Source organism: Pseudomonas sp. LAMO17WK12:I10, assembly GCF_900215185.1.
GTDB classification, from domain to species: Bacteria; Pseudomonadota; Gammaproteobacteria; order Pseudomonadales; family Pseudomonadaceae; genus Aquipseudomonas; species Aquipseudomonas chlororaphis.
This window is the reverse complement of the sequence record NZ_OBDX01000004.1, coordinates 223106-247347: the sequence shown is the minus strand read 5'-3', so window position 1 is coordinate 247347 and position 24242 is coordinate 223106. Positions and strand designations below refer to the sequence as shown.

Annotated in this window: 25 protein-coding genes; 13 read left to right on the top strand and 12 right to left on the bottom strand. The window is 63.2% G+C overall.

What is annotated here, in order from left to right; translation table 11 throughout:
• Positions 1-124: 124 nt before the first annotated feature.
• Together CRO75_RS07255 and CRO75_RS07250 are read right to left on the bottom strand one after the other, a co-directional pair.
• Complete coding sequence (locus tag CRO75_RS07255) at positions 125-1198, bottom strand: AI-2E family transporter (protein WP_007927776.1); 1074 nt, start codon at positions 1196-1198, stop codon at positions 125-127.
• Between the two features lie 36 nt (positions 1199-1234).
• Positions 1235-2266 (bottom strand): DUF2066 domain-containing protein, encoded by a 1032-nt coding sequence (locus CRO75_RS07250; protein ID WP_097134857.1) that lies wholly within the window; start codon positions 2264-2266, stop codon positions 1235-1237.
• Between the two features lie 386 nt (positions 2267-2652).
• On the opposite strand from CRO75_RS07250, the gene purM reads away from it, so the two are divergent.
• From purM to CRO75_RS07230, 4 genes are all read left to right on the top strand, one after another.
• The gene (gene purM, locus CRO75_RS07245) at positions 2653-3711 is read left to right on the top strand and encodes a phosphoribosylformylglycinamidine cyclo-ligase (protein ID WP_007927774.1); all 1059 of its coding nucleotides are present in this window, start codon (positions 2653-2655) and stop codon (positions 3709-3711) included.
• 11 nt (positions 3712-3722) lie between these two features.
• On the top strand, positions 3723-4373 hold the full coding sequence (gene purN, locus CRO75_RS07240; RefSeq protein ID WP_097134898.1) for a phosphoribosylglycinamide formyltransferase: 651 nt from the start codon (positions 3723-3725) through the stop codon (positions 4371-4373).
• 8 nt (positions 4374-4381) lie between these two features.
• Complete coding sequence (locus CRO75_RS07235) at positions 4382-5095, top strand: DUF3108 domain-containing protein (protein ID WP_007927772.1); 714 nt, start codon at positions 4382-4384, stop codon at positions 5093-5095.
• A 328-nt stretch (positions 5096-5423) separates the two neighbouring features.
• Positions 5424-5612: a hypothetical protein gene (locus tag CRO75_RS07230; protein WP_037004938.1), complete on the top strand. Its 189-nt coding sequence runs from the start codon at positions 5424-5426 to the stop codon at positions 5610-5612.
• 94 nt (positions 5613-5706) lie between these two features.
• On the opposite strand, the gene CRO75_RS07225 is transcribed toward CRO75_RS07230, so the two are convergent.
• From CRO75_RS07225 to CRO75_RS07195, 7 genes are all read right to left on the bottom strand, one after another.
• Entirely contained in the window at positions 5707-6246 is a 540-nt protein-coding gene (locus CRO75_RS07225) for a DUF2058 domain-containing protein (RefSeq protein WP_097134856.1), read from the bottom strand.
• 27 nt (positions 6247-6273) lie between these two features.
• Positions 6274-7107, bottom strand: coding sequence for a nucleoside triphosphate pyrophosphohydrolase (gene mazG / locus CRO75_RS07220; RefSeq protein WP_009050273.1), 834 nt, complete (start codon positions 7105-7107; stop codon positions 6274-6276).
• A 65-nt stretch (positions 7108-7172) separates the two neighbouring features.
• Complete coding sequence (relA, locus tag CRO75_RS07215; RefSeq protein ID WP_007927768.1) at positions 7173-9416, bottom strand: GTP diphosphokinase; 2244 nt, start codon at positions 9414-9416, stop codon at positions 7173-7175.
• A 120-nt stretch (positions 9417-9536) separates the two neighbouring features.
• Complete coding sequence (rlmD, locus tag CRO75_RS07210) at positions 9537-10889, bottom strand: 23S rRNA (uracil(1939)-C(5))-methyltransferase RlmD (protein WP_097134855.1); 1353 nt, start codon at positions 10887-10889, stop codon at positions 9537-9539.
• Complete coding sequence (gene cysM, locus CRO75_RS07205) at positions 10889-11791, bottom strand: cysteine synthase CysM (RefSeq protein ID WP_009045119.1); 903 nt, start codon at positions 11789-11791, stop codon at positions 10889-10891. Before cysM ends, rlmD begins: the two co-directional genes overlap by 1 nt.
• An 80-nt stretch (positions 11792-11871) precedes the next feature.
• Positions 11872-13284 (bottom strand): sensor histidine kinase, encoded by a 1413-nt coding sequence (locus tag CRO75_RS07200; protein WP_097134854.1) that lies wholly within the window; start codon positions 13282-13284, stop codon positions 11872-11874.
• Positions 13271-13993 carry a response regulator transcription factor gene (locus CRO75_RS07195; RefSeq protein WP_092417454.1) on the bottom strand — a complete coding sequence of 241 codons (723 nt, stop codon included), beginning with the start codon at positions 13991-13993 and terminating at the stop codon, positions 13271-13273. Before CRO75_RS07195 ends, CRO75_RS07200 begins: the two co-directional genes overlap by 14 nt.
• A 220-nt stretch (positions 13994-14213) precedes the next feature.
• On the opposite strand from CRO75_RS07195, the gene CRO75_RS07190 reads away from it, so the two are divergent.
• The 4 genes from CRO75_RS07190 to CRO75_RS07175 all read left to right on the top strand — a co-directional run bounded on the left by CRO75_RS07190 (position 14214) and on the right by CRO75_RS07175 (position 18949).
• A complete protein-coding gene (locus tag CRO75_RS07190) occupies positions 14214-16967 on the top strand; it encodes a response regulator (protein WP_053262266.1) in 2754 nt (917 codons plus the stop codon).
• Between the two features lie 66 nt (positions 16968-17033).
• Positions 17034-18020, top strand: a complete 987-nt coding sequence (locus CRO75_RS07185; RefSeq protein ID WP_097134853.1) for a 2-hydroxyacid dehydrogenase — start codon at positions 17034-17036, stop codon at positions 18018-18020.
• 90 nt (positions 18021-18110) lie between these two features.
• Positions 18111-18548 (top strand): hypothetical protein, encoded by a 438-nt coding sequence (locus CRO75_RS07180; protein ID WP_085531910.1) that lies wholly within the window; start codon positions 18111-18113, stop codon positions 18546-18548.
• Entirely contained in the window at positions 18545-18949 is a 405-nt protein-coding gene (locus tag CRO75_RS07175) for an META domain-containing protein (RefSeq protein ID WP_007927741.1), read from the top strand. Before CRO75_RS07180 ends, CRO75_RS07175 begins: the two co-directional genes overlap by 4 nt.
• 114 nt (positions 18950-19063) lie before the next feature.
• Here the strand turns inward: CRO75_RS07175 and CRO75_RS07170 are convergent, their stop codons facing one another.
• The gene (locus CRO75_RS07170; protein WP_007931800.1) at positions 19064-19528 is read right to left on the bottom strand and encodes a TlpA disulfide reductase family protein; all 465 of its coding nucleotides are present in this window, start codon (positions 19526-19528) and stop codon (positions 19064-19066) included.
• A gap of 129 nt (positions 19529-19657) precedes the next feature.
• On the opposite strand from CRO75_RS07170, the gene arsC reads away from it, so the two are divergent.
• Genes arsC through CRO75_RS07155 form a run of 3 tightly spaced genes read left to right on the top strand, consistent with a single transcriptional unit; the run spans position 19658 to position 21031 of the window.
• Positions 19658-20011, top strand: a complete 354-nt coding sequence (gene arsC / locus CRO75_RS07165; RefSeq protein WP_085531912.1) for an arsenate reductase (glutaredoxin) — start codon at positions 19658-19660, stop codon at positions 20009-20011.
• Positions 20008-20613 (top strand): NAD(P)H:quinone oxidoreductase, encoded by a 606-nt coding sequence (gene wrbA / locus CRO75_RS07160; protein WP_007931797.1) that lies wholly within the window; start codon positions 20008-20010, stop codon positions 20611-20613. Before arsC ends, wrbA begins: the two co-directional genes overlap by 4 nt.
• Positions 20606-21031 carry a DUF2069 domain-containing protein gene (locus tag CRO75_RS07155; protein WP_053262269.1) on the top strand — a complete coding sequence of 142 codons (426 nt, stop codon included), beginning with the start codon at positions 20606-20608 and terminating at the stop codon, positions 21029-21031. Before wrbA ends, CRO75_RS07155 begins: the two co-directional genes overlap by 8 nt.
• A gap of 111 nt (positions 21032-21142) precedes the next feature.
• On the opposite strand, the gene CRO75_RS07150 is transcribed toward CRO75_RS07155, so the two are convergent.
• Together CRO75_RS07150 and ttcA are read right to left on the bottom strand one after the other, a co-directional pair.
• Positions 21143-21814, bottom strand: a complete 672-nt coding sequence (locus CRO75_RS07150; protein WP_097134852.1) for a DNA-3-methyladenine glycosylase I — start codon at positions 21812-21814, stop codon at positions 21143-21145.
• Positions 21815-21890: 76 nt separating this feature from the next.
• Complete coding sequence (ttcA, locus tag CRO75_RS07145; RefSeq protein WP_007931792.1) at positions 21891-22715, bottom strand: tRNA 2-thiocytidine(32) synthetase TtcA; 825 nt, start codon at positions 22713-22715, stop codon at positions 21891-21893.
• Positions 22716-22994: 279 nt separating this feature from the next.
• Here ttcA and CRO75_RS07140 point away from each other — a divergent pair, with 279 nt between their 5' ends.
• Together CRO75_RS07140 and CRO75_RS07135 are read left to right on the top strand one after the other, a co-directional pair.
• Positions 22995-23597: a Yip1 family protein gene (locus CRO75_RS07140; protein WP_007931790.1), complete on the top strand. Its 603-nt coding sequence runs from the start codon at positions 22995-22997 to the stop codon at positions 23595-23597.
• A gap of 144 nt (positions 23598-23741) precedes the next feature.
• On the top strand, positions 23742-24233 hold the full coding sequence (locus CRO75_RS07135; protein ID WP_097134851.1) for a SprT family zinc-dependent metalloprotease: 492 nt from the start codon (positions 23742-23744) through the stop codon (positions 24231-24233).
• Positions 24234-24242 lie beyond the last annotated feature (9 nt).

The following is a 24242-nucleotide window of genomic DNA, read 5'->3' as shown; positions in this document are numbered from 1 at the left end:
TCAAAGGTTTGCGTTAGCCTGATGAAATCACGGGGGTTTCTTTGACGGTGGATGTGACAGCTGTAAACACTCTCGATGGCACCCGCCGGAAACGCAGGCGCCCCGAAAGCGTTAACAGTGGACGTTACAGCTCGGACTCCTCTACACCGCTATAGATGTCCGAATCCTTGTACAAGTCGTGCACATGGCGCACCAGCACCATAATCACCGCCGCCACCGGCAAGGCCAGCAGGATGCCGGTGAAACCGAACAGCTCGCCACCGGCGAGAATCGCGAAGATCACCGCCACCGGGTGCAGGCCGATCCGGTCGCCCACCAGCAAGGGGGTCAGCACCATGCCCTCCAGGGCCTGGCCGACCATGAACACGGCCACGATGCCGATCATCGGGTACAGGTCGCCGCCGAACTGGAACAACCCGGCAATCAGCGCCGCACCGATACCAATGACAAAACCCATGTACGGCACGATGGCCGCCAGGCCGGCAATCAGACCGATCAACAGCCCCAGTTCCAGCCCGACCAGCATCAGGCCGGCCGCATAGATCATCCCCAGGGCCACCATCACCAGCAGCTGACCACGGACGAACGCCCCCAGCACTTCATGGCATTCCCCCGCCAGCGCCACCACACGTTCCTCGCGATCACGGGGCAACAGGCTGCGGATCTTCGCCATCATCAAGTCCCAGTCGCGCAGCAGGTAAAAGCTGACCACCGGAATCAGCACCAGGTTGGCCAGCCAGCCAATCAGCGCCAGGCTGGAGGCCGTTGCCTGGCTCAGGACCACGCCGACGATATCGGTGGTCTGCCCCATGTGCTCGCTGATCGCCGCCTTGACCTTGTCGAACTTCCAGAAACCATCGGACAAACCCAGCTTGGACTGCGCCCAGGGCATTGCCGTGTGCTGCAGCCAATCGAGCATCTGCGGCGCCAGTTCGTACAGGCGCAGCAGCTGCTTGGCGAGCATAGGCACCAGCACCAGTAGCAACGCCATGACAATCAGGGTGAACAGGGCAAATACCGCCACCACGCCCCAGGTGCGCGACAACCCAAGCTTTTCCAGGCGGTCCACCAGCGGATCGAACAGATAGGCCAACAGCAAGGCCACCAGGAACGGCGTCAGGATCGGATGCAACAGGTACACAAATCCACAGAGCAGGACCAACCCACCCAACCAGACCCATCGACGCGTATCAGCCATGAACCACTCCATTGCTTCTATATAAAGAAAGAAAACCTACCAGCGAAACCGCAGCTGCGCGGCCGGCGCAGGCGCAGGTGTCGCGCCTTCGACAGTCGGCTGGACAGGCACAGCGCCCGCCGGGACTTCCTGCAACCGAGCCAGATTCAACTGCGCACGCAACTGCTCGGCGCTGCCGCTGACCCGGTACACCGAACGATCGCCATCGACGCTCTGCAAACGCCCACCGAAGGGCTCGAGCAAACGGCCCAACGCCGCATAGCGCTCCAGGTTCATGCCCTGCACTTCCAGCAACTGCTCGCTGGAGGCGCCCGGCTTGACCGCGAAACGCGGGGCCAGGCGCTGGCTGACCGCCAACAGCACGGCATCGGCCAAGGCCGGCACATCAGCTCCCTGGACGCTGCCCTGTTCCTTCTGGTCACCCAGCCACAGGCGCCATTTGGCCTGCCACTGACCGCCCTCTTCATTGGCATGCACCGCCAGCAGGGCGTCCGCGCCGTAACGCTCCGACGCGGCGCGCAATGGCGCCGGATCGGAACCTTCGAGATTCGGCGCCGTGGCGACAATCTGCTCATTCAGGTCACCCAGCGGCAAACGCAGCGGCAGGCCACGATGCAGGGCCGCACGGCGCAACGGCGTGGCGCTGGCCTGGCCATCGCCCACCAGGCTGGAACCTTCACTGGAGTCGGTCAGCCACCAGCCGAGAATCGACGGGCGATTGCTGCCCCACAACGACAGGCCAGCCTGGCGCAACGCCCGGTCGGTGCTGGCCGGATCGAAGTCGACCTGCAGGCTTTCGGGAGGACCGGCGTCGTAGCCGTACTGGCTGATGATCTGCTGCGGGTCCTTGCGGATGGCCGCCAGTCCCGGGTTCTGCAGGGCCTTGCTATCGCCGGTCAGGCGCAATACCAGGGTTTCCAGGGCCCGCTGGGTGGCCTGGTCGCGCTCGCCAGGGGCCTGGCTGCTGACCGGTTCGCGGACCTGATACAGGTTATTGAGGGTTTCGGCATGACTCGCCAGGCTGACCAATGACAAACAGCCCACAAAAAGAAATTTACCCAAACGCATGGAGGATTCCCGACGACAAAAGGCGGCTGGAACAGACCGCATGAACAGGATTGACCAAGGCTGTGACCACAAAGCCTGGGCAAACATTCACCCGGTCGATGGAAGTTTTCGTGCTGTCATAACGATAGCGGGTACAAGGCTATACCTTATACAGCCCCGAGCGGCGCGATCGACACGCGTAATTGCGGTTTTTTTTAAGCGGATATGCCCTGCCCGTCGGCCCGAGGATGGCCGCTACACCTCAAGCCTGATAAAATCGCGCGCCTTCGCAGACCGGCAACAGCCGGGGTCGCTGAAATGATTGCGCGGCATTGCCGCCGCGACTGTTTCACTGGCCTCCCTGGACTCGGTCGATACCCCCTGAATCCCCCCTAAAGGCCTGGATCATGAGCAAGCAACCCTCCCTGAGCTACAAAGACGCCGGTGTAGACATCGACGCCGGTGAAGCATTGGTCGAACGCATCAAGAGCGTCGCCAAGCGCACTGCGCGCCCGGAAGTCATGGGCGGCCTGGGCGGTTTCGGCGCCCTCTGCGAAATCCCGGCCGGCTACAAACAGCCAGTACTGGTCTCCGGTACCGACGGCGTGGGCACCAAGCTGCGCCTGGCACTGAACCTGAACAAACACGACAGCATCGGCCAGGACCTGGTCGCCATGTGCGTCAACGACCTGGTGGTCTGCGGTGCCGAGCCGCTGTTCTTCCTCGACTACTACGCCACCGGCAAGCTGAACGTCGACGTTGCCGCCACCGTGGTTACCGGTATCGGCGCTGGCTGCGAACTGGCTGGCTGCTCCCTGGTCGGCGGTGAAACCGCTGAAATGCCCGGCATGTACGAAGGTGAAGACTACGACCTGGCCGGCTTCTGCGTCGGCGTGGTGGAAAAAGCCGAAATCATCGACGGTTCCAAGGTTGCCACCGGCGACGCCCTGCTCGCCCTGCCATCGTCCGGCCCGCACTCCAACGGCTACTCGCTGATCCGCAAGATCATCGAAGTCTCCGGTGCCGACATCGAAACCGTCCAGCTCGACGGCAAGCCGCTGACCGAACTGCTGATGGCCCCGACCCGCATCTACGTCAAGCCACTGCTCAAGCTGATCAAGGACACTGGCGCGGTCAAGGCCATGGCCCACATCACCGGCGGCGGCCTGCTGGACAACATCCCGCGCGTTCTGCCAAAAGGCGCCCAGGCCGTGGTCGACGTGGCCAGCTGGCAGCGCCCGGCGGTATTCGACTGGCTGCAAGAGAAAGGCAACGTCGACGAACACGAAATGCACCGCGTGCTGAACTGCGGCGTGGGCATGGTGATCTGCGTGGCTCAGGAGCACGTTGAAAGTGCCCTGAACGTCCTGCGCGAAGCCGGCGAACAACCTTGGGTCATTGGTCAGATCGCTAGCGCCGCCGAGGGCGCTGCCCAGGTCGAGCTGAAAAACCTCAAGGCACATTGATGCAAGAGCCGATGCCAGCCACCTGTGATGTAGTGGTGCTGTTGTCCGGTACCGGCAGCAACTTGCAGGCCCTGATCGACAGTACACTGGCCGATGACAGCCCGGTACGCATCCGCGCGGTGATTTCCAACCGCGCCGACGCCTACGGCCTGCAACGCGCCCAGGACGCGGGTATCGATACCCGCGCCCTCGATCACAAGGCATTCGAAGGCCGCGAGGCCTTCGATGCCGCGCTGATCGAACTGATCGACGCCTTCCAGCCCAAACTCGTGGTGCTTGCCGGATTCATGCGCATTCTCAGCGCGGATTTCGTGCGGCACTATCAGGGTCGCCTGCTCAATATCCACCCTTCGCTGCTACCCAAATACAAAGGGTTACACACTCATCAGCGAGCGCTGGAGGCCGGAGACACCGAGCACGGCTGCAGCGTGCACTTTGTGACAGAGGAACTCGATGGCGGACCACTGGTCGTACAGGCAGTGATCCCGGTAGAGTTGCACGACTCGCCGCAAAGCCTGGCGCAGCGGGTCCACGTCCAGGAACACCGGATTTACCCGATGGCCGTACGCTGGTTTGCCGAAGGTCGACTCACACTCGGCGAACAGGGTGCTTTACTGGATGGTCAGTTACTGGCCGCCAGTGGCCACTTGATTCGTAATTAGGAGATTTTATGCGTCGCGCCCTGCTCTTCGCTTGTGCTCTGCTCGCCCTGCCCTTCGCGCAGGCTGCGGACCTTCAACCCTTCTCCGCCAGCTATACCGCCGACTGGAAACAGCTGCCGATGAGCGGTACCGCCGAACGCAGCCTGGAAAAGAAAGGCGACGGCACCTGGAAGCTGAGCTTCAAGGCTTCGATGATGATCGCCAGCCTGACTGAAGAAAGCACCCTGACGCTCGACAAGGACACCCTGCTGCCGCAGTCCTATCACTTCGAGCGCGGCGGCCTCGGCAAGGCCAAGAAGGCCGACCTGGACTTCGACTGGAATGCCAAGATGGTCACCGGCACCGATCGTGGTGACGCGGTCAAGATCCCGCTCAATCGCGGCATGGTCGACAAATCCACCTACCAGCTCGCTCTGCAGCACGATGTAGCCGCCGGCAAGAAAAGCATGAGCTACCAGGTCGTCGATGATGGCGAAGTCGATACCTACGACTTCCGTGTCCTGGGCTCGGAAAAAGTCGACACCAAGGCCGGCCAGATCGACGCGATCAAGGTCGAGCGCGTGCGCGACCCGACACAAAGCAAACGCATCACCGTCATGTGGTTCGCCAAGGATTGGGATTACCTGCTGGTTCGCCTGCAACAGGTCGAAACCGACGGCAAGGAGTACAACATCATGCTCCTGAACGGCACCGTCAACGGCAAGACCGTCAAAGGCAGCTAAGCCGCACGACAATGAAAAAGCCCCGCCAATGCGGGGCTTTTTTTCGCCTGGTGTTTCCTTTAGCCGCTCAAGAACAGCCCTCCTGGCGACCCGGCAGGCTCTCTCGCCGGGCAAAAACACCCAGTACGACAGCCGCCCAACATGAAACTTTTGTCATAAGACTCTGGACCCTGCGACCGAATGCCACAGTTTCCGCGGCCTGCGGGACTGTTTCGAAATCTGCAAAAGATTGTTGCATTTGAAAGCAATTTACTTAGCCAGCTAACAAAATATATAACGGAGTCCTGCACACGCCTTGCTGCAGATCAATAGAGATTGGAGCTAGCAGATGACTGTAAAAGTAACTGAACGCGACGATTCACACATGTCCCATGAAGGCGTAGCCGCAGGTGTACGGATCTGGGACGTGCATCAACAAGACTTGCTGGTGGGAATGTTTCATTCCGAGACCGATGCCCATAATTACAAGGCCGAACTGGAGAAGCTGGAGCAGAACCGCGCACCGCAAAGCTCCTGACCTCACGATGACTGCCGCGCCTGCCGCCACGCATCGGCAGGCGCTTCAGAAACAACAAACCCCGCTCATGGCGGGGTTTGTTGTTTCTGCGGGTTTACCACATCAGATCGTCAGGGATCTGGTAGGCCGCATACGGATCGTCCTCGTCCGGCGCCTCGGTCGGCGTGTTGAGCTGAACGATGCGCCGTGGATCGCGCTCCTGGATCTTCAGCGCGGCTTCACGCGGGATGACCTCATAACCGCCGGCATGGTGCACGATGGCCAGCGAGCCGCTGCTCAGCTTGTTGCGCATCAGGGTGTTCACCGACAGGCGCTTGACCTTCTTGTCGTCGACGAAGTTGTAGTAGTCCTCGGTGGTCAGCTTCGGCAGGCGCGACACTTCGATCAGTTGCTTGATCTGCGCGACACGGGCCTTCTGCTCGGCCTTCTCCTGCTGCTGGCGATTGAGTTCCTGGTCGCGCTTGACCTTCTCGGCCATGGCTTCCTGGGCCGCCCGCTGCTGGCTATCGTCCAGTTCGATCTGGCCTTTGTGGGCCAGGCGTTGCTGCTTCTGTTTCTCTTTGCTGACCTGTTTGGCCTGCTTTTGGTTGACCAGCCCTGCTTTGAGCAACTGGTCGCGAAGGGAAAGGCTCATTGGTGCTCACTCACTTAGGCAACAGCCTCAGCCACAGCTGGGCAAATTCTTTTCCTGACGTTTGGCTTCGCCCCACAAGGCGTCCAACTCTTCGAGGGTGCAATCTTCCATGGGTCGGCGGGTATCGCGCAATGCCTGCTCGATAAATCGAAAGCGCCGCTCGAACTTGGCATTGGCGCCACGCAGGGTGGTTTCCGGATCGACCTTCAGATGGCGGGCCAGGTTGACCACGGCGAACAGCAGGTCGCCCACCTCGTCGGCGATCGCCTGCGGGTCATTCTCGGACATGGCTTCGAGCACTTCATCGAGCTCTTCGCGGATCTTGTCCACCACCGGCAAGGCATCCGGCCAGTCAAAACCGACCTGGGCCGCGCGCTTTTGCAACTTGGCCGAACGGGACAGCGCCGGCAGCGCCGCGGGCACATCGTCGAGCAAGGACAACTGCAAAGGCTCTGCCGACTTCTCGGCGCGCTCCTCGGCCTTGATCTCTTCCCAACGCTGCTTGACCTGTTCTTCATCCAGCCGCGGGGTATCCAGCGGCGCATACAGGTCCCCGGTAGGGAATACATGGGGATGGCGACGGATCAGCTTGCGGGTGATGCTGTCGACCACGCCATCGAACTCGAAACGCCCCTCCTCCCGCGCCAGCTGGCTGTAATACACCACCTGGAACAGCAGATCGCCCAACTCGCCCTGCAAGTGCTCGAAATCGCCCCGCTCGATGGCATCGGCCACTTCGTAGGCTTCTTCCAGGGTGTGGGGGACGATGGTGGCGTAGCTCTGCTTGATATCCCAAGGGCAGCCGTACTGCGGGTCCCGCAGCCGCGCCATCAGGTGCAACAGGTCTTCAAGGCTGTACATCGGTCACTCTCGTTAGCGCCCCCTGCAGAAGCAAGCCAGCTTGCTCCCGCAGTATCGGGCCATCTTCAAGGGGTACGGTTACGGCGGGTCTCGATGATGTTCGGCAACTGGGAAATACGCCCCAGCAACCGCCCCAACGCGTCCAGCCCCGGAATCTCGATGGTCAGGGACATCAGCGCGGTGTTGTCCTCCTTGTTCGAGCGGGTGTTGACCGCCAGCACGTTGATCCGCTCGTTGAGCAGCACCTGGGACACATCACGCAGCAGGCCGGAGCGGTCGTAGGCGCGAATGATGATGTCCACCGGGTAGGTCTGCACCGGCACCGGGCCCCAGCTGACCTGGATGATCCGCTCCGGCTCGCGGCCGGCCAGTTGCAGCACCGAGGCACAGTCCTGACGGTGAATGCTCACCCCGCGGCCCTGGGTGATGTAACCGACGATCGCATCCCCCGGCAGCGGCTGGCAGCAGCCGGCCATCTGGGTCAGCAGGTTGCCGACGCCCTGGATCTGGATGTCGCCGCGCTTGCCGGGCTTGTAGCCGGTGGCCTTGCGCGGGATCAGTTCCAGCTGTTCGTTGCCGCGCTCCGGCTCCACCAACTGCTGAGCCAGGTTGACCAGTTGCGCCAGGCGCAGGTCGCCCGCGCCCAGTGCCGCGAACATGTCCTCGGCGGTTTTCATGTTGGCCTTGTCGGCCAGCTTGTCGAAATCCACCTGCGGCAGGTCGAGGCGATTGAGTTCGCGCTCGAGCAGGGTCTTGCCCGCCGCCACGTTCTGATCCCGCGCCTGCAGCTTGAACCAGTGGACAATCTTCGCCCGCGCCCGCGAGGTGGTGACATAGCCCAGGTTCGGGTTCAGCCAGTCGCGGCTCGGCGTGCCGTGCTTGCTGGTGATGATCTCGACCTGCTCGCCGGTCTGCAGGCTGTAGTTGAGCGGCACGATGCGCCCGTTGATCTTCGCGCCCCGGCAGTTGTGACCGATCTCGGTGTGCACGCGGTAGGCGAAGTCCAGCGGGGTCGCGCCTTTCGGCAAGTCGATGGCGTGGCCGTCGGGGGTGAAGATGTAGACCCGGTCCGGCTCGATATCCACCCGCAGTTGCTCGGCCAGGCCGCCGATATCCCCCAGTTCCTCATGCCACTCGAGCACCTGACGCAACCAGGAGATTTTCTCTTCGTAGTGGTTGGAACCGGACTTGACGTCGGTGCCCTTGTAGCGCCAGTGGGCGCAGACCCCCAGCTCAGCCTCTTCGTGCATCGCGTGGGTGCGGATCTGCACTTCCAGCACCTTGCCCTCAGGGCCGATGACCGCCGTATGCAGCGAGCGGTAACCGTTCTCCTTGGGGTTGGCGATGTAGTCGTCGAACTCTTTCGGAATGTGCCGCCACAGGGTGTGGACGATCCCCAGCGCGGTGTAGCAGTCGCGCATTTCCGGGACCAGCACGCGCACCGCGCGCACGTCGTAGATCTGGCTGAACTCCAGGCCCTTGCGCTGCATTTTGCGCCAGATCGAATAGATGTGTTTGGCCCGGCCGCTGATGTCGGCGTCGACGCCGGTGGCCCGCAGTTCGTTCTGCAGCTGGTTCATCACGTCGGAGATGAAACGCTCGCGATCAAGGCGCCGCTCGTGCAGCAACTTGGCGATCTGCTTGTACTGCTCAGGCTCCAGGTAGCGGAAGGACAGGTCCTCCAGCTCCCATTTGATATGGCCGATACCGAGGCGATGCGCCAGCGGCGCATAGATGTCGAAGACTTCCCGGGCGACCCGGTTGCGCTTCTCGTCGTCGGCGTTTTTCACCGCGCGAATCGCGCAGGTCCGCTCGGCCAGCTTGATCAGTGCCACGCGCACGTCATCGACCATCGCCACCAGCATCTTGCGCAGGTTTTCCACCTGGGCCTGGGTGCCAAGCACGAGGGATTGGCGGGGGCTGAGGCTGGCGCTGATCGCCGCCATGCGTAGCACGCCGTCGATCAGTTTGGCCACCACCGGGCCGAAGCGCTGGCTGACGGCCGGCAGCGGGATCTGACCTTCCCGGACGCCACGGTAAAGCACCGCGGCCACCAGCGAATCCTGATCCAGCTTGAGGTCGGCAAGGATCTCCGCGATCTCCAGGCCAGTGCTGAAACTCGACATGTCCTCGCCGCTGAGATTCTTCGCTGCGATGTGTTGTTGCTCTGCCTCACGAGCGAACTCGCAGGCTTCTTTCAAGGCTTCACGGTCCAGTGCCATGTCGACGCTGACCGCATGATCGAGCCACGCCTCGAGATTGATACTGCCGTCGGTGTTGATCGGCTGGTGCGCTCTCACCTGTACCATCTTGCTTTACCTTCCCTACGACGCACATTCAATGCGTCAAATCGCTGACCTTCACTGCCAGTATTTCCTCGCTGGGCCGGCGAGTGCTGCCTGACGGGCCAACGGATTAGACGAGCCATCCTAGCTCGCTTCAAATAACGCCATGGCCTCGACATGTGCCGTCTGAGGAAACATATCGAGGATCCCGGCACGTTTTAACCGGTAGCCCTGCCTGACCAGTTCGACTGTGTCACGCGCCAGAGTGGCCGGGTTGCATGACACATAAACCAGGCGCTTGGCGCCCAGGCTCGCCAGCTTGCGGACCACCTCGAAAGCCCCGTCCCGAGGTGGGTCCAAGAGTACCGCAGAAAAGCCTTCGCGGGCCCACTCGGCGTCGCTCAGGGGCTGCGATAAATCGGCCTGAAAAAATCGGGTGTTATGCAAATTGTTGCTAGCGGCATTCTGCGCGGCACGCGCGACCATGGTCGCCACCCCTTCGACCGCCACCACTTCCCGAACGTTCTGCGCCAGCGGCAAGGCAAAGTTGCCCAAGCCGCAAAACAGGTCCAGCACGCGCTCGTCGGCCTGTGGCGCCAGCCACTCCAGGGCCTGGGCCACCATCGCCTCGTTGACCCCGGCGTTGACCTGGACAAAGTCTCCCGGCCGATAAGCCAGCTGCAGATTCCAGGGGTCCAGGCGATAGCCCAGGGCCTGGTCCGGGTCCACCGGTTGCGGCTCGCCTTCGCCATGCAGCCACAACTGGGCCTCATGGAATGCGCAGAACGCCTGGAGAATCTCCAGGTCGGCCGCGGACAACGGCGCCATATGGCGCAGCAGCACGGCAATCGCCGAACCGCTGAACAACTCCACATGCCCCAGTGCCTGCGGTTTGCTCAGGCGCTGCAGCATGGCCGGCAAGCGGCTCATGATCGGTCGCAAGGGCTGTACCAGCACCGGGCATTCGTCGATGGCGACGATGTCCTGGCTGCCGGCGGCGCGAAAACCCACTTCGAGCTTTTTCGCCTTGGCGTCCCAGCGCACCGCGACCCGCGCCCGGCGCCGGTAGCCGAACTCCGGACCGCTCAAGGGCGCCGCCCATGCCTCTGGCTCGACACCGGCGACCCGCGACAGCTGCTCGGCGAGCATGCGCTGTTTCAGGGCAAGCTGTTCGTCATGGGGCAGATGCTGCACGCTGCAGCCACCGCAACGGCCGGCATGGGCGCATGGGGCCGGGCGCCGCAAATCGCTGGCGCTGAACACCCGCTCGGTACGGGCTTCCACCACTTTGCCGTGGGCGCCCAACACCCGCGCCTCGACCTCTTCGCCCGCCAATGCACCAGCGACGAACCAGGTACGTCCTTCCAGGAAGGCAATGCCGCGACCATCGTTGGCCAGGCGCTCGATGGTCAGGCGCTGTTTTTTCCCGACGGGTATCTGCACAGCCCGGCTGCCGCCCGAAGGCTGGAAGCGCAGGCCTCTGACTGGCTTAGCCATCAGTTGGGCGCATCGAAGATGCCGGTCGACAGGTAACGGTCGCCACGGTCACAGATGATCGCAACAATCACCGCATTTTCGACTTCGCGGGACAGGCGCAACATCGCCGCCACCGCACCGCCCGAGGACACGCCGCAGAAGATGCCTTCTTCGCGGGCCAGGCGCCGGGTCACGTCCTCGGCTTCGCTTTGCGCCATGTCGACGATGCGATCCACGCGACTGGCCTGGTAGATCTTCGGCAGGTATTCCTGCGGCCAGCGGCGAATGCCGGGAATGGCCGAGCCTTCCATCGGTTGCAGGCCGATGATCTGCACGTTCGGGTTCTGCTCCTTCAGATAACGCGAGGTGCCCATGATGGTGCCGGTGGTGCCCATGGAGCTGACGAAATGGGTGATGGTGCCCTCGGTCTGGCGCCAGATTTCCGGGCCGGTGCCGGTGTAGTGCGCCTCGGGGTTGTCACCGTTGGCGAACTGGTCGAGCACCTTGCCACGACCTTCCGCCTGCATCTTTTCGGCCAGGTCGCGCGCGCCTTCCATGCCCTCTTCCTGGCTGACCAGGATCAGTTCGGCGCCATAGGCGGTCATCGCCGCCTTGCGCTCGGCACTGGAGTTGTCGGGCATGATCAGGATCATCTTGTAGCCCTTGATCGCCGCGGCCATGGCCAGGGCAATCCCGGTGTTGCCCGAGGTCGCTTCGATCAGCGTATCGCCGGGGTGAATCTGCCCACGCAGCTCGGCGCGAGTGATCATCGACAGCGCCGGGCGGTCCTTGACCGAACCCGCCGGGTTATTGCCCTCGAGCTTGAGCAGCAGGGTGTTGCTGGTGACGCCAGGCAGGCGCTGCAAACGGACCAGCGGGGTGTTGCCGACGCAATCGGCGATGGTGGGGTACTGCAAGGTCATGGCGTATTCGCAATCCGGACTGCGGGGGCGACTATCATACCGGCAAACGTTCGCAGGCCATATCACGCAAAGTGAGGGTCTTATGGCTTAACGATATAAGGCAGCGACTCAGCCTCGGGCGAAGGCGCTTCCATTACAACGGCAGCCCGCAGGCGCATGTTCAAACGCAGCCCACGCCCGGTATTTTCCGCCCACAGCTGGCCGCCCTGACGCTGCACGGCGTTGCGCGCAATACTCAACCCCAGGCCAAAACCGCCATGGCCCGGGCGCGAGCCGTCGAGGCGGGTAAAGGGGTCGAAGATCCGCTGCAGATCGGCTTCGGCCACGCCAGGCCCTTCATCCTCCAGCCACAGCAACCAATGCTCGCCCTGGCGCTGGCCGTCCAGCAGCACACGACCGCCCGCGGGCGAATGACGAATGGCATTGCGCAGGATATTTTCCAGGGCCTGGGCCAGGGTATTGAGGTTACCCCGGACCCAGCACGAGGCGTCCAGCGCACAATGCAGTTGCGTGGCGGACCAGGCGCTTTCGAAGCAGGCGTTTTCCGTGAGCATTTCCCACAGGGCCTGGATCTGGATGTCTTCCTCGGCCAGCGGCGCCCGCTCGGTGTCGAGCCAGGCCAGTTGCAGGGTGTCGTCCACCAGCCGCTGCATGCCATCGACCTCCCGTGCCAGCCGCTCGCGCAGTGCCGGCAGGCTCTGCTCGCCGTCACAGGCCACCCGCAGGCGACTCAAAGGCGTGCGCAATTCATGGGAAAGATCGCGCAGCAATTGTTGCTGCAAGGCCACGGTGCCCTGCAGGCGCTCGGACATCTGGTCGAACGCCCGACCCAGCTCGCCCAACTCGTCCTGGCGACTGGTGGTCTGGCTCGACAGCCGTGCATTCAGTTGATCGGCGCGCCAGGCGTTGGCCTGTTCGCGCAGCTGGTTCAGCGGCACCACCAGCAGTCGATACAGCCCGACACACAGCAGCAGGGTGAACAGGCCGGGAATCACCCCATTGGTCAGCACCCGCCAGAACACCCGGTAGCGCCCGGGCATGAAGCGCTGGGGCAACTCGATCACCAGGCTGCCGGCGGACGGGTCGTTGGGAAACGCAATCTTCAGCCAGGGCAAGCCACGGGTATGCCGGCTGACCGGCCAATCCAGGCCGCGCAGGAACGTCAGGTGCTGGCTCTCGGCTTCGCTCAGCGGATAGCTGCTCAGCGATTGCAGGTCGCGGCCGATGACCCCGACCCAATGGCGCTCGCGTTCGGCCATGCCCTGCAGCCAGGCATCGACCCCGGCGCTCTGCCCCTGGTTCCAGGCCCGTTCGGCTTCGGCGGCGTAGCCAGTCAGCGTGCCGCGGGCCTCGTCGGAAAGGAACAGGTTCTTCTGTTCCATGTAGCGGCCCCAGGACCAGCTCAGCCAGATCATCAGCAAGCAGAACGCGACCAATAGGCAGGCCAGCTTCCAGAACAGCGAATACCTGCCGGGCAGCTCAGGCCATTTCATCGACGGCACTCAGCACATAGCCCTTGCCCCAGACCGTGCGCACTTCCCGCGCGACATAACCGACGGCCTTGAGTTTGCGGCGGATCTGGCTGATGTGCATGTCCAGGCTGCGATCATGGGGCGCGTAGCCGCGCTGCAGCACATGCTGATAAAGGAAAGGTTTGCTCAGGACCTCGTCGCCGTTGCGGTTGAGCGTCTCCAGCAGGCGGTATTCGCTGCGGGTCAGCCCGGCCCACTGTTGTCCGTAATGCACGTCGCACAGCTCGTCGTCGAAACGCAGGCCCTGGGCTTCCTGCCTGAGCGGCGCCGGGGCCGGCCGGCGATCCAGGGCCACGCGCCGCAGGATGGCTTCGATCCGTACCCGCAGCTCGGCCATGCTGAAGGGCTTGGGCAGATAATCGTCGGCCCCCAAGCGAAAACCGCTGATGCGATCGGCCTCGGCTCCCAGCGCCGACATCAGCAGCACCGGCGTGGAATGGCTCTGGCGAAAATGGGTGAGCACCGTCAGCCCGTCCATCCCCGGCAGCAGGATGTCCATCAGCACCACATCGAAAGGTTGCTGGCGAGCCATCGTCAGGCCTTCCTGGCCGTTCTGGCACCAGGTGACATCAAACCCACAACGGCCCAATTGCTCGTGCACATAGGCACCGAGCACCAGGTCGTCTTCGATACTCAGGATCCGGGGATGGCCGACAGATACGGGATTCATTAGCTTCTGCAAGTAATTCTCAGTTGGGCGATTATTCAAGATTGTCCGCGGCCGGGCAACCGACACCGGTCGACAAAGCGCTCGCTAACCCGCGGCATCTGAGCGGTTCGACGGTTAATTTTGCGAAGATTGCGGCAAAGCAAATGGCTACACTGCGCAGGTGGTGCGCACCGGATGTGCGCAGGGTTCATTCAAAACGGCGTGGTAGCAGGAGAGTTGCGTGCTTAAGAAACTGGGGATCAAAGGCCGCGTGCTGTTACTGACCTTGCTGCCAACCAGCCTGATGGCGTTGGTGCTGGGCGGTTATTTCACCTGGATGCAGCAGTCGGACCTGCAAACCCAGCTTCTGCAACGCGGCGAAATGATCGCCGAGCAACTGGCGCCCCTGGTGGCACCGGCCCTGGCCCACAAGAACACCGCCCTGCTGGAACGCATCGCCACCCAGTCCCTGGAACAGCAGGACGTGCGCGCGGTGACCTTCCTCGCGCCCGACCGCACGCCCCTGGCTCATGCCGGCCCGAGCATGCTCAACCAGGCGCCGACCGGTAACGGCAGCCAGATGCTGCAACGCACCGGCAGCGACGCCACCCGCTATCTGCTGCCGGTGTTCGGCCGCCACCGCAACCTGGCCGGCGACCTGATTCCCGACGAGTCCGACCGCCTGCTCGGCTGGGTCGAGCTGGAGCTGTCCCATAACAGCATGCTGTTGCGCGGCTACCGCAGCCTGTTCGCCAGCCTGCTGCTGATTATCGCCGGGCTGATCTGCACCGGCCTGCTGGCGCTGCGCATGGGGCGCACCATCAACAACCCGCTGAGCCAGATCAAACATGCCGTTACCCAACTCAAGGACGGCAACCTGGAAACCCGCCTGCCCTTGCTCGGCAGCCAGGAGCTGGACGAATTGGCCTCGGGCATCAACCGCATGGCCGGCACCCTGCAGAACGCCCAGGAAGAATTGCAACACAGCATCGACCAGGCCACCGAGGACGTCCGGCAAAACCTGGAAACCATCGAGATCCAGAACATCGAACTGGATCTGGCGCGCAAGGAGGCCCTGGAGGCCAGCCGCATCAAGTCGGAATTCCTGGCCAACATGAGTCACGAAATCCGCACGCCGCTCAACGGTATTCTCGGTTTCACCCACCTGTTGCAGAAAAGCGAACTGACCCCGCGCCAGCTGGATTACCTGGGCACCATCGAAAAGTCCGCCGACAGCCTGCTGGGAATCATCAACGAAATTCTCGACTTCTCGAAAATCGAAGCCGGCAAGCTGGTGCTCGACAGTATTCCGTTCAACCTGCGCGACCTGTTGCAGGACACCCTGACCATCCTCGCCCCGGCCGCCCACGCCAAGCAGCTGGAACTGGTCAGCCTGGTGTATCGCGATACCCCGCTGTCGCTGGTGGGCGACCCGCTGCGCCTCAAGCAGATCCTCACCAACCTGGTGAGCAACGCCATCAAGTTCACCCGCGAAGGCACCATCGTCGCCCGCGCCATGCTCGAAGAAGAACACGAAGACAGCGTGCAACTGCGCATCAGCATTCAGGACACCGGCATCGGCCTGTCGAACCAGGACGTGCGCGCCCTGTTCCAGGCCTTCAGCCAGGCCGACAACTCGTTGTCGCGCCAGCCTGGCGGTACCGGCCTGGGGCTGGTGATCTCCAAGCGCCTGATCGAACAGATGGGTGGCGAGATCGGCGTCGACAGCACGCCCGGCGAAGGTTCGGAGTTCTGGATCAGCCTGCGCCTGCCGAAAACCCGCGACGACGCCGAAGACCTGCCCGCCCCGCCGCTGCTCGGCAGGCGGATCGCGGTCCTGGAGAACCATGAACTGGCGCGCCAGGCCCTGCAGCATCAACTCGAGGACTGCGGCCTGGAAGTGACGCCGTTCAATACCCTGGAAGCCCTGACCAACGGCGTGACCGGAGTGCACCAGACCGAACAGGCGATCGATCTGGCGGTGCTCGGCATCACCAGCAATGACATGCCGCCGGAACGCCTCAACCAGCACATCTGGGACCTCGAACACCTGGGCTGCAAAGTACTGGTGCTGTGCCCGACCACCGAACAGACGCTCTTCCATCTGTCGGTGCCCAACCCTCACAGCCAGTTGCAGGCCAAACCGGCCTGCACCCGCAAACTGCGGCGCGCCCTGGCCGACCTGGTCAACCCCAAGGTCGTGCGTAACGAGCCGAGCGAACCGATCGCCAGTCGCCCGCCACGGGTGCTGTGTGTCGATGACAACCCGGCCAACCTGCTGCTGGTGCAGACCCTGCTCGAAGACATGGGCGCCAAGGTGCTCGCGGTCGACAGCGGCTATGCGGCGGTCAAGGCGGTGCAGAACGAATCGTTCGACCTGGTGATGATGGACGTGCAGATGCCCGGCATGGACGGCCGCCAGAGCACCGAGGCGATTCGCCAGTGGGAGAGCGAACGCAACTGCACGCCGCTGCCGGTGATCGCCCTCACCGCCCACGCCATGGCCAACGAAAAACGCGCGCTGCTGCAAAGCGGCATGGACGACTACCTGACCAAGCCCATCAGTGAGCGGCAACTGGCTCAGGTGGTGCTGAAGTGGACCGGTCTGGCCCTGCGCAACCAGGGACCGGAACGCACTGGCGAACCGTCCGGCAATGGCCTCGAGCTGCAAGTGCTGGATCACGACGAAGGTTTGCGCCTGGCCGCCGGCAAGGCGGACCTGGCCGCCGACATGCTGGCGATGCTCCTGGCCTCGCTGGAGGCCGATCGTGAAGCGATTCGCGCCGCCCGTGCCGCCAACGACCACAATGCGCTGATCGAACGGGTCCACCGTCTGCACGGGGCCACCCGCTACTGTGGCGTGCCGCAGTTGCGCGCCGCCTGCCAGCGCAGCGAAACCCTGCTCAAGCAGGAAGACGTCAAGGCCTTCGCCGCCCTCGACGAACTCGAACGGGCCATCAACCGCCTGGCCACGGAGGCCCGCATCAACGCCTGACCCAGGGCAACGACAGGTTTGCCCCGAAGGTTCATGCTCGGGGCAACCTCCCACAAGGACGACGCCATGCGCACGATTCTCTTCAGCAGCCAGAACTATGACCGCGACAGCTTCCTCGGCGCCGAGCCGCCGGGCATCGAGCTACAGTTCCAGGCCGCGCGCCTGAGCCTGGACACCGCGGCCCTGGCGGAGCACCACGAGGTGGTCTGCGCTTTTATCAACGACGACCTGAGCGCCCCGGTGCTGGAGCAACTGGCCGCCGGCGGCACGCGCCTGATCGCGCTGCGCTCGGCCGGCTACAACCATGTCGACCTGGCCGCGGCCAAACGCCTGGGCCTGAGCGTGGTCCGGGTCCCGGCCTATTCTCCCCATGCCGTGGCCGAGCACGCCGTGGCCCTGATCCTGGCGCTGAACCGCCGCCTGCACCGCGCCTACAACCGCACCCGCGAAGGCGACTTCAGCCTGCACGGCCTGACCGGCTTCGACCTGGTGGGAAAAACCGTCGGCATCGTCGGCACCGGGCAGATCGGCGCCACCTTTGCCCGGATCATGGCCGGCTTCGGCTGCCAGTTGCTGGCCCACGATCCCTTCCCCAACCCGCAAGTCGAGGCCCTGGGCGCGCGTTACCTGAGCCTGCCGGAGCTGCTGGCCCAGGCGCAGATCGTCAGCCTGCACTGCCCGCTCACCGCCGACAGCAAACACCTGATCAACCGCCAGAGCCTGGCCCGGATGCAACCGGGCGCAATGCTGATCAACACCGGCCGCGGCGGCCTGGTGGATACCCCGGCGCTGATCGAGGCCCTGAAGAACGGCCAGCTGGGCTACCTGGGGCTGGATGTCTACGAAGAGGAGGCGCAGCTGTTCTTCGAGGACCGCTCCGACCTGCCGCTACAGGACGACGTGCTGGCGCGGCTGCTGACCTTCCCCAACGTGATTGTCACCGCCCACCAGGCGTTCCTCACCCGCGAGGCCCTGGCGGCGATCGCCGACACCACCTTGCACAACATCGCCGCCTGGGCCGCCGGCGCGCCCTGCAACCAGGTGGAAGGCTGAGCCGACGGACCGGCGGTAAGCGAAGGTCATCTGCCTGCAACCTGAGATATCGGGGTGCGTGCTAGCATACGCGCCAGATTTGGAGGACCCATGGTCGAACACGATTTCCGCTACAGCCTGATGAACCCGCAACACACCCTGATCGAATGCCGCGCCCTGGTGCCCGGCCGCTATCAGGTCACCGGCAACGGTGGTTCCATCCGCAACGACGACGTGCTGATCGTCACCCTCAAGGGCAGCAAGGACCTGTCGATGCGCCTGACGGTGGAAACCGTGCGGCACCTGATCAACCCAGTCGGCCAGTGGGTCGCCGTGGCCCGTGGTCCGGTATTCGGCGAGCTGGCGATCCATCAGTGGCAGGTCAACTGCGACAGCTGCGCGGCCGAGCTGAGCTTCGAGTTCGCGGTGGATGCCAAGCTGGGCAACAAGGCGCAAAAGCCCGCGGCCAGCGCGCGGATCGCCGAGCTGGGCTGGATCAGCGAAGGGGAAAAACACCTCTGCCCGAAATGCCAGCGAGCCGCCCAATGAAACGCCTGGCGTTGACCGCCGCGTTCGGCGCCGGCCTGCTGGGTTGCGCGGCGGAGCCGGTGAAACTGCAGCAGGATCGCAGCTACATCCTGGAGTGGATCGGCGAGCGTCCGCTGATCGACTACAGCCACCTGACCATCACCCTCGGTGAAGACGGTCGCGCCTACGGCAACGGTGGCTGCAACCATTGGTTCGCACCCTACACCCTGGACGGCGACAAGCTCAGCTTCGGCAAGGTCGGCAGCACCCGCAAGCTGTGCGCGCCAGCCCTGATGGAGCAGGAACGACGCTTCCTGCAAGCGTTGGAAACCGTCCAGCGCTGGGACATTTCCCCAATCGAGCAAGTGCGCTTCTGGCCGGCCGAAGGCAAGCCGTTGCGCTGGTGGCTCGAGGAAGGTTGACCGCCCCTCTTGTAGCCGCTGCCGCAGGCTGCGATAAGGTCCGCAGGACCTTCAGCGATCCCGAGATCGCAACGGCCTTGCAGGCCGATCGCAGCCCGCGGCAGCGGCTACAGATCAATGCCCGCGCAGGGCTTCCAGCTTCGCCATCACGCCCGCCGCGGTCTGTTCGCCCATCAGTTGCTCACGCACCTTGCCCTGGTCATCGATGATGTAGGTCACCGGCAAGCCTTCGCTGCGTGGCAAGTCGAAAATCTCCGCGGGGTTCTGCGCCAGCACGGTGAACTTGATCCCCAGTTTTTCACTGGCGCTCTTCAGTTCTTCGCCCTGGACGTTATCGAAATTGACCCCCAGCACACTCACCGGCTGGCCCTTGAGTCCTTCGGCCAATGCATTGAGCTCGGGAATCTCGGTGCGGCACGGCCCACACCATTCGGCCCAGTAATTGAGCACCAGCCACTGCTTGTCCACGCGCTCGGCGGCGACTTTCCGGCCATATTGATCGACCCCGTAATCGTTACCGCAGCCGCTCAGCAACAAGGTGCCGATGATCGCCAATGCCGCTGCCAGTTGCCTTGCCATGCCTTGATCCTTGTATTGAAAAAAACCCGTCAAACCCGCTTTCTCGTGCGACCCATCGCCTCGCAAGGTTCAGGACTGCCCGTCGCGCAGGTAGAATAGCCGCCACCTTACGCAAGATGCGACCCGCCCATGACCGATCTGACGCTTTATCACAACCCGCGCTGCTCGAAATCCCGCGGTGCGCTGGAACTGCTGGAAGCCCGCGGCCTGACCCCAACCGTGGTCCGCTACCTGGAAACCCCGCTCGATGCCGCCCAGCTGCAAAACCTGCTGGGCAAGCTCGGGATCGGCGCCCGCCAGCTGCTGCGCACCGGCGAAGACGAGTACAAGACCCTCAACCTGGCCGACGCCAGCCTGAGCGAAGCACAGCTGATCGCCGCCATTGCCGCGCACCCGAAACTCATGGAACGGCCGATTCTCGAAGTCGGCGACAAGGCCATCATCGGCCGGCCGCCGGAGAACGTGCTGGAGATCCTGCCTTGAGTACGCCGTACATCCTGGTTCTCTACTACAGCCGCAACGGCTCGACCAACGAGATGGCCCGGCAGATCGCCCGGGGTATCGAACAAGGTGGCATGGAGGCGCGCCTGCGCACCGTGCCGGCGATATCCGCCGACTGCGAGGCCGTGGCCCCGAGCATCCCGGAAGACGGCGCGCTGTACGCCAGCCTCGACGACCTGAAGCACTGCTCCGGCCTGGCTCTGGGCAGCCCGACCCGTTTCGGCAACATGGCCGCGCCGCTGAAGTACTTCCTCGACGGCACCAGCAACCTGTGGCTGACCGGCGCCTTGGTGGGCAAGCCGGCCGGGGTGTTCACCTCCACCGCCAGCCTGCACGGCGGCCAGGAAACCACCCTGCTGTCGATGATGCTGCCGCTGCTGCACCACGGCATGCTGATCACCGGCCTGCCCTACAGCGAGTCGGCCCTGCTGGAAACCCGTGGCGGCGGCACGCCTTACGGTGCCAGCCACCATGCCGGCGCCGATGGCAAGAGCCCGCTGAACGAGCACGAGGTCGCCCTCTGCCGCGCCCTGGGCCTGCGCCTGGCCAAGACTGCCCTGCAACTGGAGAGCAGCCGTGGCTAAAAAGCCGAAGATCCTGCCGGCCATCGAATGGCTGGAGCCGCGCGTACGCATCACCCGGGTGCTGAGCCTGATCTGCTTTTTCGGCCTGGTCGGCCTGCTCTGCGGCTACTACCTGTTCGTCGCCGACCTGCACGGCGCCCGGCCCTGGGTGATCCTGCTGATCGAACTGGTGCCGCTGCTGTTGATGGCGCCGGGCATGCTGGTGGGCAGCGCCCGCGGGCATTCCTGGATGTGCTTTGTGGTGAACCTGTATTTCATCAAGGGCGCGCTGGCTGCCTACGACCCGAACCGTCAGCTGTTCGGCATCCTGGAGATGCTGGCCAGCCTGGCAGTGTTCTGCTCGGCCCTGCTCTACGTGCGCTGGCGCTTCCAGCTCAACCGCAAGCTGGCGGGCGAAGGCCAGGTCAGCGCCGCCTGACGGCGCGCTATCGCGGGCAGGCCTCGCTCCTACAGAGCACCCAGTACTTCTGTAGGAGCGAAGCTTGCTCGCGATGAACGATGACGCGGTACTCCAGGGAACATGCCCCGATCAGTGATTGACCGTATACGCCAGCATCATCGAGATCTGGCACAGCGGCCGGCCACTTTCGGCGTGCCACTGGTTGAAGGCGCCCTGCACGGTGGCCAGGTCCTTGAGGCTGCGGGGCACCTTGTCGATGATCTGCTGCGCATTCAGCGCCGCCACCACGTCATAGGTCGGCACGAAGGTGTCCTTGCCGACCATCCGCAGAAAGCGCGGAGCCGAGAGGCCGCCCAACTGGTGACCGTGCTTGGCCAGGTACTTCCACAGGCCGACGATGTCGGTCACCGGCCAGTCGGCGATCAAGGCGCCGAAACTGCCCTTCTCCTTTTCCACGTCGAGCACCATCTGCGCGTTGCGCGGCACGCTCTTGAGCTTGCCCAGGTGGCGAATGATCCGCGTGTCCTGCATCAGTCGCTCAAGGTGCTCGGCGCCCATCAGCACCACTTTTTCCGGGTCGAAGCCAAAGAACACCTCTTCGAAGGCCGGCCATTTGGCGTCCACCAGGCTGTGCTTCAAACCGGCGCGGAATACCCGCAGGGCCAGGGTCGAGAGGTAACGGTCATCGCTGATCTTGCGCAATTGCGCCGGGGTTTTCGGCACCGGCAAATGGGCTTCCAGTTCGGCCGCCGAACCGAAGCGGTTCAGACAGTATTCGTGCAGCCACTTGTAATCGCGCATGCCCTCTCCTAATGACGATAAAGAAACGGCGCTCGAAGGAGCGCCGTGATTCCACGATACAGAGCCGCGAGACGACTCAGAGGTTCACCACATTGACGAAACGCGAAGCCGCGGTTTCATCGATCTTCAGGCTGGTGAAGTCGAACAGGTTGCGGTCCGCCAGCTGCGACGGCACCACGTTCTGCAGGCCGCGGAAAATGCTTTCGGTACGGCCCGGGGTCTTGCGTTCCCATTCCTGGAGCATTTCCTTGACCACCTGGCGCTGCAGGTTTTCCTGGGAGCCGCAGAGGTTGCACGGGATGATCGGGAACTGCTTGAGGTCGGAATAGGCCTGGATGTCCTTCTCGCTGCAATAGGCCAGGGGACGGATCACCACATTACGCCCGTCGTCGGCCCGCAGCTTGGGCGGCATGGCCTTGAGCGAGCCGTTGTAGAACATGTTGAGGAAGAAGGTCTCGACGATGTCGTCCCGGTGGTGACCCAGGGCCATCTTGGTCGCGCCGATCTCGTCGGCGAAGGTGTACAGGGTGCCGCGACGCAGGCGCGAGCACAGCGAACAGGTGGTCTTGCCTTCCGGTATCAGTTCCTTGACCACCGAATAGGTGTCCTTCTCGACGATGTGGTATTCCACACCCAGTGTCTCGAGGTAGGCCGGCAATACGTGCTCGGGGAACCCGGGCTGCTTCTGGTCCATGTTCACGGCGACGATGTCGAACTTGATCGGTGCAACCTTCTGCAGGTGCATCAGCACGTCGAGCATGGTGTAGCTGTCCTTGCCGCCGGACAGGCAGACCATGACCTTGTCGCCGTCTTCGATCATGTTGAAGTCGGCGACCGCTTCCCCGGCCTGGCGGCGCAAGCGTTTCTGCAGTTTGTTCTGGTTGACCGTAAGAGTGCCCATGGCGCTTGAAATCCGCAGTGTGTGACGAAAAGCCGGTCATTTTACGCAAAAACCGCGCGCGGGCGAAGCGCTGGGCGCCAGCCGACCGATCAAATCGCCGAATGCGATTACCAGCCGCGCCGACAGCGCGATTTGCTCTAACGCCCATGACCTTTGCAAGTCAGTCCTTTCTATACTGCGACATAAGGTCGCACACGTATTCAGACCTTTACTTACTTGGCCGCTGGCCCGTAGGCGCTCCGTTGGGGGGCGATGGCAATAACAAAGGAGTGACTGACTATGATTCATCATGTCGTGGGACTCTTCACCCACCCCGATCAGGAATGGCGAGAAATACGTGGCGACGAAGAGGAAAGCATCAGCCACATGTACCTCACCCACACGCTGATTCTCGCGGCGATTCCGGCGATTTCGGCGTTTATCGGCACCACCCAGGTCGGTTGGGTCATCGGCAATCGAGCACCGGTCATGCTGACCATGGAAAGCGCGCTGTGGATGACCATCATGTCGTACCTGGCGATGCTGGGCGGGGTCGCGGTCATGGGCGCCTTCGTCCACTGGATGGCCCGCACCTACGACGCCAGCCCGAGCCTGGCGCGCTGCATCGCGTTCGCCACCTATACCGCGACGCCCCTGTTCATCGGCGGCCTGGCGGCGCTGTATCCGCACATGTGGCTCGGCATGATCGTCGGCACGGCCGCCATCTGCTACACCGTCTACCTGCTGTATGTCGGGTTGCCGACCTTCATGAACATTCCCTCGGACGAAGGTTTCCTGTTCTCAAGCTCCGTACTGGCCGTTGGGCTGGTGGTGCTGGTCGCGATCATGGCGTTCACCGTGATCGTCTGGGGTCTTGGCGTCGGCCCCGTTTACACCAACTGACGTCGCTCAAAAAACCAACACAATCTGCCAACACAGGCCGCCGCAAGGCGGCCTTCTAATCTGCGCAACGACCATTCGGCGCCTGGACGATTCGGAATGCATCGGCTTTGCGGCATACTCATCCGCTCTGGAGAGCCGTTAAGCATGCCCGAGCAACTCAATACCCGCGTCGAAGACTGTTTCCAACTCGCTGAATCCTTTTTCAAACGACCTTTCAAACGCCCGGTGGTCAGCCTCAAGTTGCTCGGCCAGAAAGCCGGTGTCGCCCACCTGCACGAGAACCTGCTGCGCTTCAACCCGCAGCTGTACCGGGAAAACACCGAAGACTTCCTCAAACAGACCGTGGCCCATGAAGTCGCGCACCTGATCGCCCACCAACTGTTCGGCGAGCGCATTCAGCCCCACGGCGAAGAATGGCAACTGATCATGCGCGGCGTGTACGAACTGCCGCCCAATCGCTGCCACACCTACGAGATCCAGCGCCGCAGCGTGACCCGCTACATCTACCGCTGCCCCTGCGACAACGACTTCCCGTTTTCCGCCCAGCGCCATCGCCTGGTCGCCCAGGGCCGGCGTTATCTGTGCCGGCGTTGCCGGCACACCCTGGTATTCAGCGGCGAGATGCGGGTGGAGTGAACCCGGCCC

Excerpts from the sequence above, each read along its gene's own strand:
- CRO75_RS07255 (WP_007927776.1), bottom strand. The coding sequence starts at position 1,198 with ATGGCTGATACGCGTCGATGGGTCTGGTTGGGTGGGTTGGTCCTGCTC.
- CRO75_RS07250 (WP_097134857.1), bottom strand. The coding sequence starts at position 2,266 with ATGCGTTTGGGTAAATTTCTTTTTGTGGGCTGTTTGTCATTGGTCAGC.
- purM (WP_007927774.1), top strand. The coding sequence starts at position 2,653 with ATGAGCAAGCAACCCTCCCTGAGCTACAAAGACGCCGGTGTAGACATC.
- purN (WP_097134898.1), top strand. The coding sequence starts at position 3,723 with ATGCCAGCCACCTGTGATGTAGTGGTGCTGTTGTCCGGTACCGGCAGC.
- CRO75_RS07235 (WP_007927772.1), top strand. The coding sequence starts at position 4,382 with ATGCGTCGCGCCCTGCTCTTCGCTTGTGCTCTGCTCGCCCTGCCCTTC.
- CRO75_RS07230 (WP_037004938.1), top strand. The coding sequence starts at position 5,424 with ATGACTGTAAAAGTAACTGAACGCGACGATTCACACATGTCCCATGAA.
- CRO75_RS07225 (WP_097134856.1), bottom strand. The coding sequence starts at position 6,246 with ATGAGCCTTTCCCTTCGCGACCAGTTGCTCAAAGCAGGGCTGGTCAAC.
- mazG (WP_009050273.1), bottom strand. The coding sequence starts at position 7,107 with ATGTACAGCCTTGAAGACCTGTTGCACCTGATGGCGCGGCTGCGGGAC.
- relA (WP_007927768.1), bottom strand. The coding sequence starts at position 9,416 with ATGGTACAGGTGAGAGCGCACCAGCCGATCAACACCGACGGCAGTATC.
- rlmD (WP_097134855.1), bottom strand. The coding sequence starts at position 10,889 with ATGGCTAAGCCAGTCAGAGGCCTGCGCTTCCAGCCTTCGGGCGGCAGC.
- cysM (WP_009045119.1), bottom strand. The coding sequence starts at position 11,791 with ATGACCTTGCAGTACCCCACCATCGCCGATTGCGTCGGCAACACCCCG.
- CRO75_RS07200 (WP_097134854.1), bottom strand. The coding sequence starts at position 13,284 with ATGAAATGGCCTGAGCTGCCCGGCAGGTATTCGCTGTTCTGGAAGCTG.
- CRO75_RS07195 (WP_092417454.1), bottom strand. The coding sequence starts at position 13,993 with ATGAATCCCGTATCTGTCGGCCATCCCCGGATCCTGAGTATCGAAGAC.
- CRO75_RS07185 (WP_097134853.1), top strand. The coding sequence starts at position 17,034 with ATGCGCACGATTCTCTTCAGCAGCCAGAACTATGACCGCGACAGCTTC.
- CRO75_RS07180 (WP_085531910.1), top strand. The coding sequence starts at position 18,111 with ATGGTCGAACACGATTTCCGCTACAGCCTGATGAACCCGCAACACACC.
- CRO75_RS07175 (WP_007927741.1), top strand. The coding sequence starts at position 18,545 with ATGAAACGCCTGGCGTTGACCGCCGCGTTCGGCGCCGGCCTGCTGGGT.
- CRO75_RS07170 (WP_007931800.1), bottom strand. The coding sequence starts at position 19,528 with ATGGCAAGGCAACTGGCAGCGGCATTGGCGATCATCGGCACCTTGTTG.
- arsC (WP_085531912.1), top strand. The coding sequence starts at position 19,658 with ATGACCGATCTGACGCTTTATCACAACCCGCGCTGCTCGAAATCCCGC.
- CRO75_RS07150 (WP_097134852.1), bottom strand. The coding sequence starts at position 21,814 with ATGCGCGATTACAAGTGGCTGCACGAATACTGTCTGAACCGCTTCGGT.
- ttcA (WP_007931792.1), bottom strand. The coding sequence starts at position 22,715 with ATGGGCACTCTTACGGTCAACCAGAACAAACTGCAGAAACGCTTGCGC.
- CRO75_RS07140 (WP_007931790.1), top strand. The coding sequence starts at position 22,995 with ATGATTCATCATGTCGTGGGACTCTTCACCCACCCCGATCAGGAATGG.
- CRO75_RS07135 (WP_097134851.1), top strand. The coding sequence starts at position 23,742 with ATGCCCGAGCAACTCAATACCCGCGTCGAAGACTGTTTCCAACTCGCT.